Annotated in this window: 17 protein-coding genes; 5 read left to right on the top strand and 12 right to left on the bottom strand. The window is 64.3% G+C overall.

What is annotated here, in order from left to right; all coding sequences use genetic code 11:
* Positions 1-23 precede the first annotated feature (23 nt).
* The 4 genes from iscB to dksA all read right to left on the bottom strand — a co-directional run bounded on the left by iscB (position 24) and on the right by dksA (position 2,544).
* Positions 24-1,373, bottom strand: coding sequence for an RNA-guided endonuclease IscB (iscB, locus tag CKO40_RS16080; RefSeq protein WP_200347393.1), 1,350 nt, complete (start codon positions 1,371-1,373; stop codon positions 24-26).
* Between the two features lie 232 nt (positions 1,374-1,605).
* Positions 1,606-2,016, bottom strand: a complete 411-nt coding sequence (locus CKO40_RS16075; protein ID WP_242477108.1) for a CobW family GTP-binding protein — start codon at positions 2,014-2,016, stop codon at positions 1,606-1,608.
* The gene (locus CKO40_RS24460) at positions 1,995-2,162 is read right to left on the bottom strand and encodes a GTP-binding protein (protein ID WP_242477107.1); all 168 of its coding nucleotides are present in this window, start codon (positions 2,160-2,162) and stop codon (positions 1,995-1,997) included. Before CKO40_RS24460 ends, CKO40_RS16075 begins: the two co-directional genes overlap by 22 nt.
* A gap of 10 nt (positions 2,163-2,172) precedes the next feature.
* Positions 2,173-2,544: an RNA polymerase-binding protein DksA gene (gene dksA, locus CKO40_RS16070; RefSeq protein ID WP_242477106.1), complete on the bottom strand. Its 372-nt coding sequence runs from the start codon at positions 2,542-2,544 to the stop codon at positions 2,173-2,175.
* A 152-nt stretch (positions 2,545-2,696) separates the two neighbouring features.
* Here dksA and CKO40_RS16065 point away from each other — a divergent pair, with 152 nt between their 5' ends.
* The 3 genes from CKO40_RS16065 to CKO40_RS16055 all read left to right on the top strand — a co-directional run bounded on the left by CKO40_RS16065 (position 2,697) and on the right by CKO40_RS16055 (position 5,166).
* Complete coding sequence (locus CKO40_RS16065) at positions 2,697-3,431, top strand: DUF1826 domain-containing protein (RefSeq protein ID WP_200347388.1); 735 nt, start codon at positions 2,697-2,699, stop codon at positions 3,429-3,431.
* A gap of 196 nt (positions 3,432-3,627) precedes the next feature.
* Positions 3,628-4,842, top strand: coding sequence for a zinc metallochaperone GTPase ZigA (gene zigA / locus CKO40_RS16060; protein WP_200347387.1), 1,215 nt, complete (start codon positions 3,628-3,630; stop codon positions 4,840-4,842).
* Between the two features lie 66 nt (positions 4,843-4,908).
* A complete protein-coding gene (locus tag CKO40_RS16055; protein WP_200347386.1) occupies positions 4,909-5,166 on the top strand; it encodes a hypothetical protein in 258 nt (85 codons plus the stop codon).
* Here CKO40_RS16055 and CKO40_RS16050 read toward each other — a convergent pair.
* The 5 genes from CKO40_RS16050 to CKO40_RS16030 form a co-directional block, all read right to left on the bottom strand.
* Positions 5,103-5,714 carry an AAA family ATPase gene (locus CKO40_RS16050; RefSeq protein ID WP_200347385.1) on the bottom strand — a complete coding sequence of 204 codons (612 nt, stop codon included), beginning with the start codon at positions 5,712-5,714 and terminating at the stop codon, positions 5,103-5,105. The genes CKO40_RS16055 and CKO40_RS16050 overlap by 64 nt on opposite strands.
* Positions 5,596-7,062 carry a PAS domain-containing protein gene (locus CKO40_RS16045; protein ID WP_200347384.1) on the bottom strand — a complete coding sequence of 489 codons (1,467 nt, stop codon included), beginning with the start codon at positions 7,060-7,062 and terminating at the stop codon, positions 5,596-5,598. The genes CKO40_RS16050 and CKO40_RS16045 overlap by 119 nt, the downstream gene beginning before the upstream one ends.
* 177 nt (positions 7,063-7,239) lie before the next feature.
* The gene (locus CKO40_RS16040) at positions 7,240-9,405 is read right to left on the bottom strand and encodes a TonB-dependent receptor (protein WP_200347383.1); all 2,166 of its coding nucleotides are present in this window, start codon (positions 9,403-9,405) and stop codon (positions 7,240-7,242) included.
* A gap of 181 nt (positions 9,406-9,586) precedes the next feature.
* Positions 9,587-10,621: an energy transducer TonB gene (locus CKO40_RS16035; RefSeq protein WP_200347382.1), complete on the bottom strand. Its 1,035-nt coding sequence runs from the start codon at positions 10,619-10,621 to the stop codon at positions 9,587-9,589.
* Between the two features lie 169 nt (positions 10,622-10,790).
* Complete coding sequence (locus CKO40_RS16030) at positions 10,791-11,549, bottom strand: MotA/TolQ/ExbB proton channel family protein (protein ID WP_420827389.1); 759 nt, start codon at positions 11,547-11,549, stop codon at positions 10,791-10,793.
* A 481-nt stretch (positions 11,550-12,030) separates the two neighbouring features.
* Between CKO40_RS16030 and CKO40_RS16025 the strand changes: the two genes are divergently transcribed.
* Positions 12,031-14,136, top strand: coding sequence for a TonB-dependent receptor (locus CKO40_RS16025; protein ID WP_200347380.1), 2,106 nt, complete (start codon positions 12,031-12,033; stop codon positions 14,134-14,136).
* A gap of 184 nt (positions 14,137-14,320) precedes the next feature.
* Positions 14,321-16,207, top strand: coding sequence for a putative bifunctional diguanylate cyclase/phosphodiesterase (locus CKO40_RS16020; RefSeq protein WP_200347378.1), 1,887 nt, complete (start codon positions 14,321-14,323; stop codon positions 16,205-16,207).
* A gap of 8 nt (positions 16,208-16,215) precedes the next feature.
* Here CKO40_RS16020 and CKO40_RS16015 read toward each other — a convergent pair whose 3' ends face one another.
* The 3 genes from CKO40_RS16015 to CKO40_RS16005 form a co-directional block, all read right to left on the bottom strand.
* A complete protein-coding gene (locus CKO40_RS16015; RefSeq protein WP_200347431.1) occupies positions 16,216-16,785 on the bottom strand; it encodes a DUF3299 domain-containing protein in 570 nt (189 codons plus the stop codon).
* A 118-nt stretch (positions 16,786-16,903) separates the two neighbouring features.
* Complete coding sequence (locus CKO40_RS16010) at positions 16,904-17,086, bottom strand: ZrgA family zinc uptake protein (RefSeq protein ID WP_200347429.1); 183 nt, start codon at positions 17,084-17,086, stop codon at positions 16,904-16,906.
* 6 nt (positions 17,087-17,092) lie between these two features.
* Positions 17,093-18,214, bottom strand: a complete 1,122-nt coding sequence (locus tag CKO40_RS16005) for a metal ABC transporter solute-binding protein, Zn/Mn family (RefSeq protein WP_338074198.1) — start codon at positions 18,212-18,214, stop codon at positions 17,093-17,095.
* Positions 18,215-18,276: the final 62 nt, after the last annotated feature.

The following is an 18,276-nucleotide window of genomic DNA, read 5'->3' as shown; positions in this document are numbered from 1 at the left end:
ATAACGCACCGCGCGCAGCGCGGTTAGGCCGCCCATCTCGCTTCCCCTCGTTTTGGTTTGGATTGGACCACATAGCCATAGCCATCGGCACGCTGAAGGACCCGGCAATGGCGGTGAGAGAGGCCCTGCACGGTCCCGCTCGGCGTTTGAATGTTGAACGAACCGGTTTTGCGCACCGCTACGCGCCCGACATGGACGCCGGTCTTCTTGCCTTTGGGTACTTCAGCCCGCACCCAATCGCCGGTCTGAAAGCCATGGGCGCGCTTTTGGCGGATCAGGTAGCCACGCGGAAAGCCGTGCTTATCGGCGCGTGTGCGGCAGTAGGCCCCGCGCCCGCTGGCTTGGATCGCCAGCACTGGGCGATTCCAGCCCTGCACCTGCTCGACCTGGCCGACACAGGCGGCATCGAGCGCATGGGTCTTGGGGATGGCCAGGCGCGAGCGGTTGTACTTGGTGCGCCCGCCGGAGCCGGTCTCGATCGGCAGACCGGTGGCCTTGAGGGCCGCGAACAGCGCCCAGCGCGTGGCGTTGACGGCGGCGGCATCGCGCAAAGGAGCCTTGGCCTGCTTCTTGATCCGCTCCAACACCTCAGGCTTGCGCGCCAGAAAGACCTCCACGGGCCGATCCGCTTTCTTGCGGTTGCAGGGCCGGCAAGCCAGGGTCAGGTTCGAGAGGCGGTTCGAGCCGCCTTTGGAGCGCGGATGGAGATGTTCAATCTCCAGCGGCACGTCCTTGGCACCGCAATAGGCGCAGGTGCGGTGCCATTGTTCGAGCAGGTATTCGCGCACCTCGTAGCCGGCCAGCGTGCCCTGCTGGTACTCCACGCCGGAAATCTCGGGGTTTTGCATGGCCTGGGTATCGAAGCGCACCAGCTCCAGGCTGATCGCGGTGATGGGGGTCAAACGACGCAGGCGCGCGACCCAGCTCGCGGTGGTATCGAGGCGATGCTGCAGCGACGGTGGTAGCCAGCCCGCTCGGCGCGTTCTGTTCAGGAACCGTGGCGCTCGGTAGCGCGTCTTGCGGCAGCGCCGGGCACGCCGATAGCCGCGCCGCTTCTCGAGGGCTTTGCGGATGCCCTGGCCGCGGTGCTCCAGCTCGCCGAGCCACAGGACATGCTCAGCCCGTTGCACCTCGCCGGTGTCAGGATCAACGGTCTCGGTCTCGCGCACCAGGGCGATGCCGGTGGTCTTGCTACCTGGATCGAGTTTGACGCGGAGCGGCTGGGTCTCGCCGCCCACGCGATCTTTAAGGCGAATGGTGAACGGCGCCAGACGCACCACCACCGCGCGCCCGCGCTGAAGCAGTAGGCGCGCGCGCTTCTCCGAGCACGGCATCAGCGGTCTTTTCTGTTTGTCCAAAACGAAAACGGCCAATGGTTTTCTCCAAATCAATGCCCTTACGGGCCTGGTGACGGGGCCTGTCGGCCCGCTCCCCTCGGGAATGTCTGCAACCGGCTCCTGCCTTGCGGCAGCGATCAGAACCTTCGGCGCTTTGCCTTTCACCAGCATGATCCTGACCTTCCAGGGACCGGGGCTGAGGAAGCACCCCGGAGTGGGTCTTAACGACCTGTTGCAAACGGAGCGGGTTGGTTACCGCTTTCCCTGGTCAACCAAGCTCTTTCAAGCTCCGGCCTTCAGGCCGGGGTAGTTGACGCCGATTCACATCGTGCGCATGGCCGTGATCGTGATCGTGGTCATTATGATGGTCATGCTCTTGATGATCGCGCTGCCCTGAGGCTCCTGCAGTGTCAGCCTGCTGTGAGCTGCGAGGGGAATGGCTCGCATGGGGGTCGTGCGCCTGCCCATATGCCTCCTCATTCAGCCAGCGGGCGACATCGGGGATCTTGGCGTTGGTGCTGAACAGCCCCAGTCCAAGGATGTCGGCGGCGTCGACCTGACCGTGCCGCGCCTCGAGACGCCTCGCGGCCGGATTGATGCGCTGCAGGCGCTGCTCGAGCGCCGCTGCCTGCTCCGCGTCGACAAGATCGCGCTTGGTCAGCAAGAGACAATCGGCCATCGCTGCCTGCTTGACCGCTTCCGGAGGGTGCGGGCGAGGGTGGGTTGGCGGACCAGCTGGTTGAGTACCGTGGTCTTGCCGCTGCCGAGGAAGCCGGTCAGCAGGGTCACCGGCGTCAGTTCTGTTTCAAGGTGGGGTGATGTCATCGGCGTGCCCTCAGCGGTTCAGATTGGCCTGGCGTTCACGCAGCTCCCGGCGCTCTTGGGCCTCGACCGACAGCGTCGCGATCGGCCGCGCCTCCAGCCGAGCCAGCCCGATCGGCTCGCCGGTTTCCTCGCAATACCCATAGTCGCCGGCGTCGATGCGCGCGAGCGCCTCGTCGATCTTGATCACGAGCTTGCGATACCGATCGCGGGTGCGCAGCTCGAGCGCCTGGCTTGCCTCTCGGCTCGCGCGGTCGATCTCATCGCCGACATCGTGATGGCTGTCGTCACGTAGCTGATCGATCGTCGCCTGCGCCTCGTTGAGGAGCGCTTCGCGCCAGTTGAGCAACTTTTGGCGAAAGTACGCCAGCTGGCGTGGGCTCATGTAGTCCTCATCAGCGATCGACTGCGCGTCGTTTGGTGCAATGTTTTGGGTATCTGCGACCAAGGGTTCAGCGTTCATAAGCGGCAAGGTTTGGCTTTCGAAAAGTTATGTTATAGCATTATTGTACTTTGGTTGGCTGGAGGGGAGACTGCATGACTGCCATGGCGCTCAATGACCTCGCGACACCGCAAGGCTCTGTCGCATCCGAGTCCCGTTTCGAACCCGCTGCGCCGAGACGGCTGCCGCCGCTCACCAGCGTGATCCTGGTCGACGATGCGCAGCAGCTTGACAACATCGGCCATCCGCGGATCAGCCTTGCGATCTGGCGGCGGCAGGCTGATCCCAAGATCGAACGAGTGGTCGCCGGTTTGCCAACTGAGCGACTTCTGAACGGACGCATTGCGTTGGGCTCAACAGAGACGCAAGCGCAGTTTATGGCGCGTCTACAAGACCTGTTGCAGGAGCATGCCGTCGAGCCGGCGGGCCTCGGCTGGTGGCTGGCAGACATGGCTATGCTGGCCGAGCTGTTCAATGGCCTGGTCAAGCGTACGCTCGGGCCACGCCCGATCACGGCCCGCGTCGAGACGCTTGATCGCGTCTCCTGCCCGCGCTTCCACGTCGATCGCACGGGCCTGCGGTTGCTCTGCACCTATCAGGGACCCGGCACCGAGTGGCTGCCGGACGAGGAGATCGACCGTTCGGCGCTCGCGAATCGCCAGCCGAACGACGCCATCCAGCACGGCGCCCAACCGCGCGCGCTGCAGCCGTTTTGGGTCGGCCTCTTCAAGGGTGAGTGCTTCCCGGGCAATGCCGGCCGCGGCCAGGTGCATCGCTCGCCCGCGGTGCCGCCGGACGAGCTGCGGGTGCTCTTCTGCCTCGATGCCTGATGCCTGATGCCTGATGCCTGATGCCTGATGCCTGATGCCTGATGCCTTGGCAAGGACCGCTGATCGCGCCGTCTGTTCCAACACCGCTCTCGAGCCCGGGCGGAGCCAAGGTCGGTATCCGAGCATCCCGCTGCGCCCGACGGGTGAAACCCGCCTTTGATCGTAGTACCCCTGAATGAATGCTGAACCCATCCCCATGCAAGAGACTGATGCGCGGCTTCCCGTGACGGTCTTGTCCGGCTTCCTCGGCGCGGGCAAGACCACCCTGCTCAACCACATCCTCAACAATCGCGAAGGGCGTCGCGTCGCCGTGATCGTCAATGACATGTCGGAGGTCAACATCGACGCCGATCTGGTGGGCAAGGAGGTCACCCTGAACCGCGCCGAGGAGAAGCTGGTCGAGATGAGCAATGGCTGCATCTGCTGCACCCTGCGCGAAGATCTGCTGCTCGAGGTCGCGGATTTGGCGCGGGCGGGACGCTTCGACTATCTGGTGATCGAGTCGACCGGCATCTCGGAGCCGCTGCCGGTCGCCGAGACCTTCACCTTCCGCGATGAGCAGGGTGTCAGTCTGTCCGACCTGGCGCGCTTGGATACCCTGGTCACCGTTGTCGATGCGGTCCATTTCCCGGTCGATCTGGAGCGCGCCGATGAGCTGGCCGAGCGCGGCGCATCGCTCGGTGAGGAGGATCAGCGCAACCTTGCCGAGCTGTTGGTGGATCAGGTCGAGTTCGCCGACGTGATCGTGATCAACAAGACCGACCTGGTCAGTCCGCATGAGCGCGAGCGGTTGCGTCATGCCCTGCGCCAACTCAACCGTCATGCCGAGATCCTGGACGCGCACTTCGGTCAGGTGCCGCTGGCCGAGGTCGTGGGTACTGGGCGCTTCGACTTCGAGCGCGCGGCCAGCGCCCCGGGCTGGCTTGCCGAGCTGCGCGGCAGCCACACGCCGGAGACCGAGGAATACGGCATTACCAGCTTCGTCTACGAGGCGCGTCGCCCCTTTCACCCGCAGCGCTTCTTCGACGCCATGCAGCAGGACTGGCCGGGAAACCTGCTACGGTCGAAAGGTTACTTCTGGCTCGCCAGTCGTCACGATTTGGCCGGACACTGGTCGCAAGCGGGCGGGGTGGTGCGCCACGGTGCGGCAGGTTGGTGGTGGTCGGCGGTCTCAGAGCCAAACTGGCCGGATGATCCGGAGCAACGAGTCCGGATTCTGTCGGACTTCGAGGGCGACTTTGACGACCGGCGCCAACAGCTCGTCTTCATCGGCCAGCATCTGGAGATCGATGCAATGCGTGCCCGTCTCGACGATTGCCTGCTGACTGATGATGAGCTGGCACCGGGTCCTGCCGCCTGGCGTGCATTTCCGGACCCGTTCCCAGTGTGGATACGTGATGCTGAGCACTGAGATCCCGTTGCGATTTCAGCGCGTTTCCAGGCAACCCTGGACGAGACGAGTTCGAGTCGCCTATTGATGAGTGAAGAACCCAAACTCGACCCCGCCACTCGTGCGCGTTACGAGGAAGAGCTCTTCCCGCAAAGCTATGAAAGCTGGCGTTATTGCATCGAGCACAAGTGCGGTCTGCGTTTGACCCGTGACTACATCCAGCAGCGGATCAGCATCCTGAGCGATCCGCAGCAAGAGGAAACGCAGCGCTTCACACGCAGCTACGGGCCTGCGCATCTTGCGCAGGTGGTTGCGTGGTTTGAGCGCGCCGCCGCTGAGTGTTGATGAAGGGCTCGAACGCCTAGCTGACCCCGAGGTTCGGCAGCCAAGTCACCGAGCCATTGATGGGCGGGAATGGCGCGATCATAGATGCGCGGATAGCTGCCTTGCCAGAGCAGTGTCCAGAGGTCGTCTGGCGCGTTCGGAAACGTACGCAGCTCGGACAAGCTGGGTGGCAGGAGCGTCAGCAGCCCACAGCGGCCGGCGAGCGATTGGGCAATGGCCTCGCTGAGACCAAGATGTTGCGACCCGGTCAGAACGAAACGGCCGACCTCAGGTCGTTCATCGACCTCGGTTTGCAGGTAGCTCAACAACTCCGGAACCCGCTGGATCGCGTCGAGCACCGCGCCCTGGCGGTACTGGGCAAGGAAGCCACGGGGATCATCGCGGGCAAAATCACGCGTGTCCAGGGTCTCGAGCGAGACATAGGGGTGGTCAGGGAAGACGGCGCGACACAGCGTGGTCTTGCCGGACTGACGCGGGCCGGTGACCGCGACCACCGGATAGTAGGTCGCAAGTTGGCGCAGATGAGGGCCGAGGGTGCGAGGAATCATGCACTGAGTTTAGGTCAAAGTGCATGGATTGTAAGCTCAACTTACAAATGCTGAAGCAGTCGGATGCCAGCGCGGCGTATAGACCCGCCGCCCGCCTTCGGTCGCATCGATGAAGCGGGTCTGCGACGAGCCGATGATCACCACCGTGCGCATATCGACCTGCACGGGATCGACCTCGGCCAGCGCGCGGTCCTCGGCGGCGATGGTCTGGGCGATCGCGTCGATCGCCTGACGGTGCTTCATTGGGCAGACCGGTGAGGGCATCATAATGCGCGCTGCGCTGCAATCGATGTTGGACTGCTTTCTGTGCGCTGATGTCGGCCAGAACCACGATCCCGGCGTTGATGCGTCCCCGATCATCCTTGATCGGCGCCGCCGACAGGCTGACCCAGCGCTGGCGCCCGTCCACGCCGACCAGGATGACCTCTTCACCGGTCACGGTCTCACCCTCGGTCATGGCGCGCGTCAGCGGGCGCTCTGGCAGCGGCATGGGCTGACCATCGGCCCGTAAGACCTGCCAGTCCGCATCATGATTGGACAACGCCAGGGGGCTTGCATCCGTGAGGCGCGCGGGCGCGATCGCCAGCAGCTCGAGGGCGGGACGGTTGGCGAAACGAATCCGGCTCTCCGGGGCCTCGGCGATCAGGATCCCCGAGGGAGAACTCTCCAACGCCGCCTGCAGCAGGCGGGTCGTTTGCCTGACGGCGAGTTCGGCGCGCTTGCGCGCGGTGATATCGAGATGGGTGCCGACGATCCACTCGGGCTCGCCGTCCGGGGTCCGGCTGATGACGCGCCCCCGATCCAGCACGCAGATCCACTCACCCGAGCGATGGCGCACGCGCACCTCGGCCTCGTAGTGATCGCGCTCGCCGGCGAAGTGGCGTGCGAGCGCCGCCTCGGATTCGGCCAAATCCTCGCGGTGGGCGACACGGCGCCAGGTCTCGATCGAGACCGGCTCCAGCTCCTCCAGGCGGTAGCCGATCATCTCGGCCCAGCGTTCATTGAGGTGCGTCTCGCCGGTCTGCCGGTTCCATTCCCAAGTGCCCACGTCCGTGCCCCAGATGATATTGGCTAGTCGCTGGCGACTCTCGACCAGCGCGCGCTCGGCCTGTTTGCGCTCGCCGATGTCCTCGAACAACGTCACCGCGCCGACATAGTCGCCTTTGCGCAGCAGCGGTCGGCTGACGACGAACACCTCGAGCAGCTGCCCATCGGCGCGCCGAAAGCGGGTCTCGGCGCGATACTCGCGGCCTGCGCTCACGGCGGTCAGGATCGGACAGTTCGCCTCCGCCGTGAAGGCATTCTCTTGGTGGCAATGAAACAGATCGTGGGCCTGGGCACCGAGCAAGGTTGACTCGGGTTAGTTCATGATTGCCGCTCACACGGTTTCACGGAATCAGCGTAGCGCGAGAGAAAGCGCGTCGCGGAAGCGGCGGGTTAGGCCGACGGGGTTCAGTATTCGGCTGCACCGGTGGCGAAGCCTCGGGAGCAATTGTTGCCGGCCTCTCATCGCGGCAACCTGGCTTCAGAACTCAGCGGCGAGGGTCAGTACCGCGCTGCGCGGGGCGCCGGGGTAGAAGCCGACCGTTCCCGAGCCGTCGTCGCGGGCATTGATGGCGCCGATGTAGGCCTCGTCGAGCAGATTGGTCAGCTCGAGGCCGACGCGCACCCCTTCCAGCACGCCGAAACCGCCGCTGCTCCAGCTCGCGGTCAGGTCCAGGCTCCAGTAGCCGTCGACCGGCTGCGCGTTCTGCGGATCGGCATAGCGGCGTCCGACGTAGCGCGCCACCGGCGCCATCCGCCACGGCCCCTGCTCGAAGAGCAGGCCCGCGCGCAGCATCCATTCCGGCGTGTCCGGGACCTGTTGGCCGGCGATCGGCAGGGTCTTGGTGCCCCCTGGGCCGCGCCGGGTCAGGTCCTCGTCGAAGGTGAAGCGCAGATAGGTCGGGTAGACGAAGGCCCACAGCGCCGGGGTCAGCTGCAGACTGGCCAACAGCTCCGCGCCCCAGGCGGTGGCGCCGCCGACGTTCTGATGATAGTTGAGCCCGACCCTCGGATCATAGGCGACGGCGAGGAGGTCGTGATGCTTGGCGTAGAAGATCGACGGGGTCAGGGCCAGGCGATCGCGCTGCAGCCGCAGTCCAAGATCGACGTTATCCGAGGTCTCCAGGCGCCAGTCGTCGAAGACGTCCTGCAGTGACAGGCCGGCGGCCTCGAAGCGCGCCAGGTTGCTGGCGACGATATTGGTCACCGGTACGAACGCATAGGGGCGCATGTAGTTGCGGCCATAGTTGGCGTAGAGCTCGGTCGCGCCGCTGGGGTCGAGCGCCCAGCTGACCCCGAGATTCGGCAGCCAGGCATCGAAGGTGAATGCGTCGAGGCTCAGATCCGGGCTCGCCCCCAGGTTGTCGCGGCGTGCCGCATCCCAGTCGCTCGGGGTCGTCGCGTCGGTGCGAAAGGCCGTGCTCGCGGGCTCGGTGTAGCGGAAGTACTTGATGCCGGCCTGCCAGCGCAGACGCCCAAGCTGCTGCCCGAGCTGGAAATAGGGGCTGTGGATGGCGCCGCGGCCGTCGTTCTCGGCCAGATAGACCCAGCCGTCCGCCTCGCGCCCGGTCGGGGTGATCTGCATCCGCCGCACCGATTTCTCCAGATCGGCCGACTCCCACCAGTAGCCGGTGCTGATCTCGAGTCCGGCGACCTCGCCGACGAAATCGGCATTGATCCCGTAGCGATTCAGATCGCGCACGCGGTCCTGTTTGCCGTTACGGATCTGCGCCTGCTCTTTGGCATAGTAGGGCTTGACGCTGAGGGTGCCGGCGGCAAGCGGCAGGCTGGCGATCGCCAGCAGATCGCGGTTCTCGGTGCTGGTGTGGTAGTAGTCGAAATAATCGACATCGATGGCCGGGTCGCCGGTGCGCCCGCTGTTATAGTCGAAGTCGCGATAGCGGCCGACATTGCGCGCTTGGCGATAATCGAGCGCGCGGAAGTCGTTGCGGTCGTGGTCGGTCGCATTGAAGAACAGCTCGACGGTCGGGCCGCCCTGGTCCAGACCGTAGCCGAGCCCCGCGGCCAGGTTCTGGCGCGGCCCGAGCGAGCCGGCCCCTCTCCATTTGTCCGCATCGGTATAGGACCCGGAGACGAAGGCCCGCAGGTCCGGACCAAAGGTGCCGCTGTCGAGCCGCGCGAAGCTGCGTTGGTAGGCATTGGAGCCGATGGCCTGGCTGAGCTCGGCGGCGGCCTCGGCCTCCGGGCGCCGGAAGCGCAGCGCAATGGCGCCGCCGCGGTTGCCGACCGCGGAGCCGATCGCCAGCGGCGCCATGCCCTTGTAGAGCTCCAGCGTCTCGATGTTCTCGAAGTCGTAGAGGTCCGGCCGCGGACCGATCGGCATGATGCCGTAGTTCGGCAGCCCCTCGATCGACATGCCGACGAACTGGCTCTTGATGCCGCGCACGCGCATGAAGGTGCCGCCAAGGCCATAGGGGTCGAGCGACTCGCTGTCGACGCCGGGGAGCAGGTCCAGGTTGGCGTAGACATTGGTGCGGCCGGCGGCGCCGCTCATCGCCTTGCCTTCGTCGGTCAGGGCGCTGCCGGTGTAGAGGGTGTCGCCCGGATACTGGACCGAGTAGATGGGCGGTGCGCTGACCTCGATCGGGTCAAGTAGTAGCGCCTCATCGTTGAAGGTGACCGCCATCTCTGGTTCTGCGAGCGCCGCTTGCCCGGCTATTGCCCAACTGCCGACGACAGCGAGGCCCCATCGTTGAATACCGCGCCACTGCATAGCCCCTCCGAAGAACAGGCGTCGTTTGCTGTGGCGGGGATATTACTTTTTATCTATTAGTATGAAAAGTGCCAATCGTTAGAAGCGCCAATCGTTATCGGAGGCTAAAGTTGACCGGGATCGTCACCGTGAGGCGCGAGCGATTCAGCGCAGCCGGGATGGCGGGCAACGGCGATGCGCGCTTGAGCATGGCCTCGGCCTCTTGGTCGAGGCGTCTGTGGCCCGAGCTGCTCAGGATGCGATGCGACAGTAGGCGCCCGTTGCGATCGATCGTGAACTGAACCTTGACCGTGCCTTGCTCGCGTCTGCGGCGGGATTGGGCCGGATAGCGCTTATGCCGGTTGAGCCAAGTCGCGAGCTGACGAAAATACTGGCCGGCGCTGGATGAGCTTCCGCCACGGCCGGAGCCGCCGCGCCCTGTGCCCTGCTGGCCATGACCCGCACCCCGGCCATTGCCGCCGGTCCTGGCCTGCTCCGCGCGGCTTCCCGAGCTGGATGCGCGCGTGCCGGCTGACGGCTTGGTGGCAGGTGCTCGGTCTTGGGGGCGCGCCGGCGCATCCGTTGGGCCGCGTGCGTCGGGCGCTGACGATTGGGGCTCGGGCTCGGGCTCGGGCTCAGGTTCGGGCTTCTCGGGTTGCGGCTTCGCCTTCGCCGGGGTTGGCGCCGGCTTTGGCTTCGCCTGCGCTCGGATTGCTTCTGGCTCCTCTTGGACGCTTGCGCGCGTCCGTTCTGCTTCATCGAGCGGTGTCGTGCGCGGGGCAGGCGCGTCAGAGACTGTGGAGGTGGCCCTCGGCCGTGGTGGCGTCGCCGGCGTCATCGGCGTTTCCGCTGTCTCAGTCGCGGCCGCTGTGGTTGGCGCTGGCGTGGCCGTGGCTCGCTCAGAGCCGGTGCTCGGACTCATGGCGGTCAAGGGCGAATCGGCTGCCGGCTCGACGGCAGAAAGCGCCCCCGCGGGCTTGCCGTCGCCGCCAACGAGACGTCCATCGCCACCTGTGCCGATCTCCAGAAGGATGGCGCTCGGCTGAGCGGCAGGTGATGGAGTGCGTGGCACCAGCGCGAGCGCCAGCGCAGCGTGCAGCAAGACGGCGATCAGGAGCGCAATGATCCAATGACGGGCGTGCAGTTCCATGATCGATGCAATCGGTTTTGACGGACAGCAGCTTTAAGAAGCCCTGACAGAATGCTCCTTGCGGCCATCGAAATCAGGGGCCTGTACAGGCTGGATGATGATGCTGACAGGGCCTCTAAGTCGAACGACAGGCCGGCGTGCTGTTTGCTGGCGCGCCAGTCGCATAGGCTCAGGCCCGTTTGGTCGCTGCGCGCGGTTCGCGCACGGCCGCTGGGTTCGCCGTGAGAGCCGATGGCTGTGGCCGCCCATGAACGGAATCGCCAGTGCGGGCGGGCGCATGGAGGGGACGGGTGAAGATGCGCGTGACAGCATCCTCCATGCGATGCGCACAACGCTCGACGCGGCGCTCCAGCCAACTGTGCAGCAGCACCACAGGGATGGCGACGCTCAAGCCCGCCGCCGTTGTTAGCAGCGCCTGCCAGATCCCGCCCGACAAGAGCGCCGGATCGACCTGACTGCCCGCTGCGGCGAGCTGCCGAAACGCCTCGATCATCCCGAGAACGGTCCCGAGCAATCCGAGCAATGGGCTCAGGGTCGCGATCACCTCCAGTGCCCGCAACCAGCTGCGCAGTTGCTCGAGCTGCGCGGTCGCAGAGCGGGTGAGCTCCTCGCGGAGCAGTTCGAGGCCGTCTGCGGACTGTGCCGGCGCTGCCTGGAGGCCGTTGATTGCTTGAACGACAAGGATTGCGCTGGGCTGGCGGCTATTGCCGATCGCCTGCAGGGCCGCGTCGGGATCGTCTTGATGCCAGCGCTCGAGCGCGGTCTCGACCGGCTGCCGCGCATCCACACGCAGCCGGGCGAACTGCCAGAGCTTTGCCAGCACGATGGTCAGCGCGGCGATGGACATGGCCGCCAATACCAATAGCACCGGACCCCCGTTACCCGCGAGATCGACCAGTGGGCTGAGCGTGTCTTGCAAGACGGGGATGTCAGGCGCGGTCGTGGGCCCCCCGGTATCCGGCGCAGCCGTCTCGGCGCCATGCAGTCCGTCCGGTGGCTCGCCCGGCGCTGCGGCAGCATTGGTCTCGGCTGGAGGGGGCTCGTCGGCGCCGACAGTCGTCGTCTCAACCGATGTGCTGGGTTGCGCCTCGGTGATCGCGGCCGCGTCATTGGCCGTGGCCGACGCCTCATCGACGGTGGAGCGGGTTTCGGGTTGCTGATTACTCATCGTGTGCGCACAAACTGCCTCGCGTTGCGCTAGACCGGCCTGGAGGATCTGGCCGGGAGGATCTGGCCTGTAGGATCTACTGACTGGATGCTGACCGAGTCCGCGGGAAGGGTGTGCCGAGGAACGGCGTCACCGCGTTGTCGAAAAAGCAACGACTGTTGCTTCGGCGTCGCATGATTGCTATGTTATACCATCATTTGATGATTCTAAACCCCGCTGCTGTTCGATGAGGTCAATCCCGATGCGAAACGTGACTCTAGACCTGCTGATCGGGTCGCTGCTTGGCGGCGTCGCCGCGCCCGTGCTCGCTCAGCCGATGAGCGATGGTCAACCCTTGTCGGTTGAACTCGACGCCATCGAGGTGACGGCCGGTGTGCCGGTGCCGGGTGACCCGATGTTGCAAGCCGCAAACGTCAATGTGCTGGCCGGCGAAGCCCTCCGTCGCCGCGAGCGTTTCACACTCGGTGAGACCCTGAATGCCCTGCCTGGTGTCGCCTCGATCACGGCGGGGAGCACGGTCGGCAAGCCGGTGGTTCGCGGGCTCACCGGGAACCAGATCCAAGTGCTGTCGAACGGGATTGGCGTTGATTATCAGCAGTTTGGCGCGCGCCATCCGCCGAATATCGACCCCTTCCTCGCCGGGCGCATCGAGGTGGTGCGTGGCGCGTCCAGTCTGCTCTACGGCTCCGGCGCCTTGGGTGGGGCCATTGATGTGCAGGCGCCGGCCTTCGAGTTTACGCCGCAGGGCGAAAGCGAAGCCGTTGCCGACACACTCTTCGCCTATCACAGCAATAACGCCCAATGGGACACCGGCGCCAAGGCGCGGGCAAGCAGCGATTGGCTGAGCGTCGATGCCGGCGTGATGCGCCGCTCTGCGGGCAATCTCAACACACCCGACGCCAAGACCGCGGCCGAGTCCGGTAACCCAAGTGACCCCAAGTTCACCGGCGAGCTGCCGTTCACCGATTTCGATCAGCTCAACGCCCAGTTCGGTGTCGGTGTGCTGACCGACATCGGCGAATTCGGCGTCCGCTACAACCAGTGGAACAACGAGAACAACTTCTTGCTGCCGACCGGCAAAGGGATCGGTCTCTGGCTGCGCAACGACCAGCTCCAGCTCACCGGCGCCATGCCGCTCGCCTCGGGCTGGGAGCTGAAGCCGACCCTGTCCTGGCAGAACAACCTGCGCCGCGCCAACAGTGCCGGGACGCCGCGCAGTGCCGGCTTCGATGGCACCGTTCATTTGGAGTTCGATCGCTATGTCGCGCGCTTGGAGGCGATTCACGGCGCGCTCGGGCCGTTCGATGGCGGCACCCTCGGTGTCGAGTACACCAAGAAGACCCAAGACTCGCGCGGCACCACGGTGCTGGCTCCCGGCGGCGAGGTCAGCAACCTGGCGCTGTTCGCGTTCGAGAGCAAGGACATCGGCGCCTGGACGCTGCAGGCGGGGCTGCGCCATGACTGGCACTCGGTGACCGGCGACGCCGGCCGGACCCGGGCGCCGGTCGATTTCGTCGGTCGCGATTCGCACGATTTTGCGGTCTTCACCGGCTCGCTCGGCGCCGTTTATCGGCTCACCGATCAGGTCGCCATCGCCTCGAATATCGGTCGGGGTTTCCGCGCGCCAAGCCTGTTCGAGCTCTACGCCGATGGCGTCCATGGCGGTGTCGCGGCCATCCAAGAGGGTAATCCCGACCTGGAGCCGGAGAAGTCCATCAACGTCGATCTCGGGCTGCGCTGGAACACGCCGCGGCTGCAGGGCAGCGCGACGGTCTATCGCAACGCCATCAGCGACTACATCTTCCTGCAAGACACGGGTGAGTCTCGTGATGGCTTGCCGGTCTTCGTTTATCAACAAGAAGACGCCCTACTGACCGGGTTGGAGCTGGAAGCGCGCTGGCAGGTCACCGATCAGCTCGAGCTCGGCGGCACCTTGGATCTGGTGCGCGGCACCAATGATCGTACCGATGAGGATCTGCCGTTGCTGCCCGCCGACTCGCTGCGGCTCGAGGCAACCTATCGCTTCGCCGAGCGGGGACCGATTCGCGAGCCCTATCTCACCCTCGGCATGCGTCATGCCGCAGCGAAGGACGCGGCGCCCGGCGAGCCGTTCGCGCAGTTCGACCGCCTACCGTTCGGGACCGCTTCGACCGATGCCTATACGCTGGCCGACCTGGACCTCGGGTTTGCATTCCGCGCTTTCGGCAATCGTCTGGCCCGGGTTGACTTGGCGGTTCGCAACCTGTTTGATACTGAATACCGCGATTTCCTCGATACTTACAAGGGCTATGCGCTGAGTCCAGGCCGTGATGTCCGCGTTAGTTTGAGTATCCCGTTCGGTGGCTGAGACGCCCTAGGGTAAGCCCAATACTGCAGCGCACTGAAGTCGGTTCGGGGCTGGCGGCGCCTTTGTCGGAGGGGATCCCCGGACCGGCCCCGCCAAGCGCCGGCGGACCCGGCTGGGATACCGCAAGCGACATTGTTGAAGAACCACGCAGTCCGAGAATGTGGTCGTTTGCGGGGGCTGATCCATGACGCCGCAGTTCGAGCCCGAAATGCTGGATGAACGTGCCGAGCTGAATGAACTGCTGGAGTTGATGAGCACGATCCTGCGGCGTTTCTCCGGACTGGCTGACGAGGATATCGACACCGGAATTCAAGAGGCACTGGCATCAATCGGTCGCTATGCGCACGTCGACCGTAGCTATGTTTTCATCATTGATCCGCCTTTCTTTGATAATACCCATGAATGGTGTGCGCCTGGGATCACGCCGGAGATCGACAATCTGCAGCGTGTGCCGATCGATCGCATCCATTGGTGGATGCCACACCTCGACGCTGGCGAGTTTGTCTATATACCGGAGGTTGGTGCTCTCCCGGACGAGCGCGCACTCGAGCGCGAAGAACTCGGCAAGCAAGGCATTCAGTCGCTGATCGTTGTCCCGCTACTGGGTCCGCAGCGCTTGCATGGATTCCTTGGCTTCGACTCGGTCCGTCGAACCCGCGTTTGGAATCGGCCGGCCCGGTTTCTGCTGCGCTCGGTGGCCGATGCGATGCTCGGTGCCCTGTTGCGGCGGGAGGCTTGGGAGGCGCTTTGTAAAAGTCAAGAGGCGCTACGCCTGCGTGCGCTGCACGATCCATTGACCGGGCTCCCCAATCGGTCGTTGCTCCTTGAGCGCCTTGAGCAATGCCGCCTGCGCGCCCGCAAACGCGGTGAGCTGCTCGCGCTTTGCTTCATGGACCTGGATAATTTCAAGTTGGTCAATGATGCCGTCGGCCACCATATTGGCGATCAATTGTTGAGAGATGTCGCGAGGAGGCTCGACACAAGCGTTGCGCATGGAGACCTGCTTGCGCGCTTCGGAGGCGATGAGTTCGTCGTCGTGTTTGACGGTCAGGGGCGCACCGCCGAGAAGATCGACACTGAGGCGAAGCGCTTATTGCGCCAATTCGAACAGCCCTTCCAACTCTCTGGGCGCGCCTACCGGATCAGCGCCAGTGCGGGACTGGTCATCCAAGACGGCGCTGTCGATTGCCAAGAGCTTGTGCGTGATGCGGATGCGGCAATGTATCAGGCCAAGGCCCTCGGCGGCGCCTGCTTGCAACACTTTGATGCACCGCTGCGGGCACGATTGATCGAACGGATCGAGCTCGCACACGATCTACCAGGCAGCGAGCGGCGCGCGGAGCAGCAGTTACACTTTCAGCCGTTTTTCGACGCTCATCAGCACCGTCCTGTCGGGGTTGAAGCATTGCTGCGATGGCAGCATCCGACGCGCGGCTTGGTCTCGCCCGAGACGTACATCCCGATTGCGGAAGAAACAGGGCATATCATCGAGCTTGGCGCCTGGGTGCTGGACACTGCCTTAGTGCACCTGCGCAAATGGCAGTCGATTTCTGCCGAGACGCGCGATTTCAGCGTCGCGGTCAACGTCTCCGCCCATCAGCTTGCGAGCAGTGGTCTCGTCATGCGGATCGAAGAGGCGCTCGAACGCCACCAAGTGCCGCCGAGCTCGCTCTGGCTTGAGCTCACCGAGAGCAGCGTCATGAACGAACTGGAAAGCGCTCGCAAGACATTGCAGCGCCTGCGAGCGCTCGGTGTCTCGTTGGCGATCGATGACTTCGGGACAGGCTACTCATCACTGGCCTATTTGCGCGATCTGCCAGTCAACCTGTTGAAGCTCGACCGCGCCTTTATCGCCGCGATGCATCGCAGCGAGCGCGATCAACGGATCGTTGCCGTGGTAACGTCACTGGCTCGCGAGCTGGACTTGAAGACGATTGCTGAAGGTGTCGAAACCTCCTATCAGCTGCGACACTTAGCGGAGCTGGATTGTGACCTTGTCCAAGGCTTCTATTTGATGAGGCCGGCGCCAGCCGAAGCGATCGACGGACTGCTTGAGCCTGTGGTGGGCTAACTGTTTGGTCACGGAACCTTGTAGGGGCGAATGAGTGGCTCGTCGATCCGGTAGCCGGCTTCACCGAGTTCGCTGCTGTAGGATGTGACGCGCATCCGTCCCGTAACCCAAACGGTATCGAAGATGCCTCCGCGGTATGGTCGGCCGTCTGCGGTCTTGACGAAGACGATCTGGTTTGGCGGCGGGGGAGGTACATGGATGCAAGCCCCAAAGTATGGGACTAGCAGGAACTTGGTGATTGCGCTGGCGTTTATCTCGACAGGCACAACGAAGCCGGGGAGCCGGACCCGGCGGTCGTCCAAGTCGCCAACCATCGGCGCCTCGGACCATTCCGCGCGCAGTTTATCCATGAGCTCAAGGGCGCGAGGGTCATCATCGCTGAGGTTGTCGACGTCAACGTTACACATCAGTGGCTCCGGCTGCCAGTCCGGAGGAATCAGGTCGTCCCACTCGAGCGTTTCCGCTTGTTGGTGAGCAGCCAGGTTGTCGTCATTGTTCCTGGCCTCAGCACGACTGTCCGGGGCAAGCCGGTCGGCTGATGGATCAGGCTGCTGGCTGCAACCGACGGGCAGCAGCATCACCAGCAAGATGGCGCTTAATGATAAAGGCGGTAAGACCCTCGAGTCATTCGAGCGGGCGGGCGCGGCGGCGCCGGGAGAGGCGGCAGGGTAGGGCGATGGTATGCACAACATTGGATTAGGGAATCAGTCGCTCGGGCTCGGCGAGCGCTTGGCGTGCCTCGGCCACCGCGTCGCGCGGCGCGGCATTGCGCGGCGCATGCTCGAAACCGACCCGGTCCATGGCTGAACTGGTCGGCTCGATCAGCAGCACGTCTGAATCGAGCGCGATATTGAGCAGCGGGACGCCATGGACATGGATATACGGTTAGTGGTGTGCGCCGGTTTCGTGAAAGTGCGCTCCGGCCTCATGAGTAGGATGAGCGTGGCTGTGATCTGCATGAGCGTTGTCGTGATCAGTTTGGGCATGGTCGTGATCGCCATGGGTATGATCGTGATCAGTGTCGGTTCCATCCTGAACTGGCCGTTCGTTTCGTGGATCGGCTCCAGCGATGAGCTGGGCGAAGCGCCGCAGATTGTCGGCATAATTGGCGGCGAGCGGGTCAGCCGTCTCGACTCGTCCGTCGATCGCGCGGGCGACCTGCTGCGCCGCGCGTCGGTCGAACTGCGGCTGCACGAAGATGACTCGGGTGTCGGTCGCACGCGCCTGTTTGATCAAGGCGTCCAGTCGGCGTGGACCTGGTGCTTTGCCTTCGCGCTCGATCGGGATCTGCTCGAGACCATAGGTGTCGGCGAAGTAGCCCCAAGCGGGGTGGTAGACGAGAAAACGGCGCTGCTCGAGATTGGCGAGTGTTGCCTTCAGGTCGGCGTCGAGCGCGGCGAGATCGGCATCGAACGTCGACTGATTGGCGGCGTAGGTCTCGGCACCATGCGGATCAAGCGCGCTTAGCCGGTCGCGGATCCGGGTAATCATCTGGCGCACTAGGGGTGGGCTGGTCCAGATATGCGGGTCCATCTCGTCGGCATGCGCGTGCGGCTCGGCTTCGGCGTCACCATCGTGCTCGGTATTTTGTGAATGCTGCGACTCATCGACCTTTTCGTCGTGGGGGTAGGGGTGCTCGTGGTCGTGGTGATGGTCCTCGATCTTGCGCAGCGAGAGTCCCTCGCGCAGGTCAAGGATCGCCATGTCTGGATTTGCAGCGCGGATACGCGGCATCCAAGCTGCCTCGAACGGCACGCCGACGCGCACATAGAGGTCGGTCTTCGCCAAAGCGGCGATCTGACCCGGCGTTGGATCATAGGTGGCCGGACTCTGCCCTGGCATAACCATGACCCGGACATCGACTCGTTCCCCGCCGACGCGCTCGAGGAAGGTCTGGATCGGCAGCACGCTCGCGAAGAGCTTGAGCTTGAGGTCGGATCGCTCATCCGCGCGTGCGCCTGGGCTGATCATCACAGTCAGCAGCAGGGTAACCAGAAGAGCCCTCATCATCGGCGTTATCCTCATCCTTCGTCACGGCTGAGAGTGTAACGATATAACGAGTACTCTGG

Origin of the sequence: Halochromatium glycolicum (genome assembly GCF_016584085.1) — a bacterium.
GTDB classification, from domain to species: domain Bacteria; phylum Pseudomonadota; class Gammaproteobacteria; order Chromatiales; family Chromatiaceae; genus Lamprobacter; species Lamprobacter glycolicus.
The sequence above is the reverse complement of the archived record's forward strand: the minus strand, read 5'-3'. Positions and strand labels throughout refer to the sequence as shown.

Coding starts and splice junctions, on each gene's coding strand:
- CKO40_RS16050 (WP_200347385.1), bottom strand. CDS start 5,714: ATGATTCCTCGCACCCTCGGCCCTCATCTGCGCCAACTTGCGACCTAC.
- CKO40_RS16065 (WP_200347388.1), top strand. CDS start 2,697: ATGACTGCCATGGCGCTCAATGACCTCGCGACACCGCAAGGCTCTGTC.
- CKO40_RS16040 (WP_200347383.1), bottom strand. CDS start 9,405: ATGGCGGTCACCTTCAACGATGAGGCGCTACTACTTGACCCGATCGAG.
- CKO40_RS16025 (WP_200347380.1), top strand. CDS start 12,031: ATGCGAAACGTGACTCTAGACCTGCTGATCGGGTCGCTGCTTGGCGGC.
- CKO40_RS24460 (WP_242477107.1), bottom strand. CDS start 2,162: ATGACATCACCCCACCTTGAAACAGAACTGACGCCGGTGACCCTGCTG.
- CKO40_RS16020 (WP_200347378.1), top strand. CDS start 14,321: ATGACGCCGCAGTTCGAGCCCGAAATGCTGGATGAACGTGCCGAGCTG.
- CKO40_RS16075 (WP_242477108.1), bottom strand. CDS start 2,016: ATGGCCGATTGTCTCTTGCTGACCAAGCGCGATCTTGTCGACGCGGAG.
- CKO40_RS16055 (WP_200347386.1), top strand. CDS start 4,909: ATGAGTGAAGAACCCAAACTCGACCCCGCCACTCGTGCGCGTTACGAG.
- dksA (WP_242477106.1), bottom strand. CDS start 2,544: ATGAGCCCACGCCAGCTGGCGTACTTTCGCCAAAAGTTGCTCAACTGG.
- CKO40_RS16035 (WP_200347382.1), bottom strand. CDS start 10,621: ATGGAACTGCACGCCCGTCATTGGATCATTGCGCTCCTGATCGCCGTC.
- zigA (WP_200347387.1), top strand. CDS start 3,628: ATGCAAGAGACTGATGCGCGGCTTCCCGTGACGGTCTTGTCCGGCTTC.
- CKO40_RS16005 (WP_338074198.1), bottom strand. CDS start 18,214: ATGAGGGCTCTTCTGGTTACCCTGCTGCTGACTGTGATGATCAGCCCA.
- CKO40_RS16015 (WP_200347431.1), bottom strand. CDS start 16,785: ATGCTGCTGCCCGTCGGTTGCAGCCAGCAGCCTGATCCATCAGCCGAC.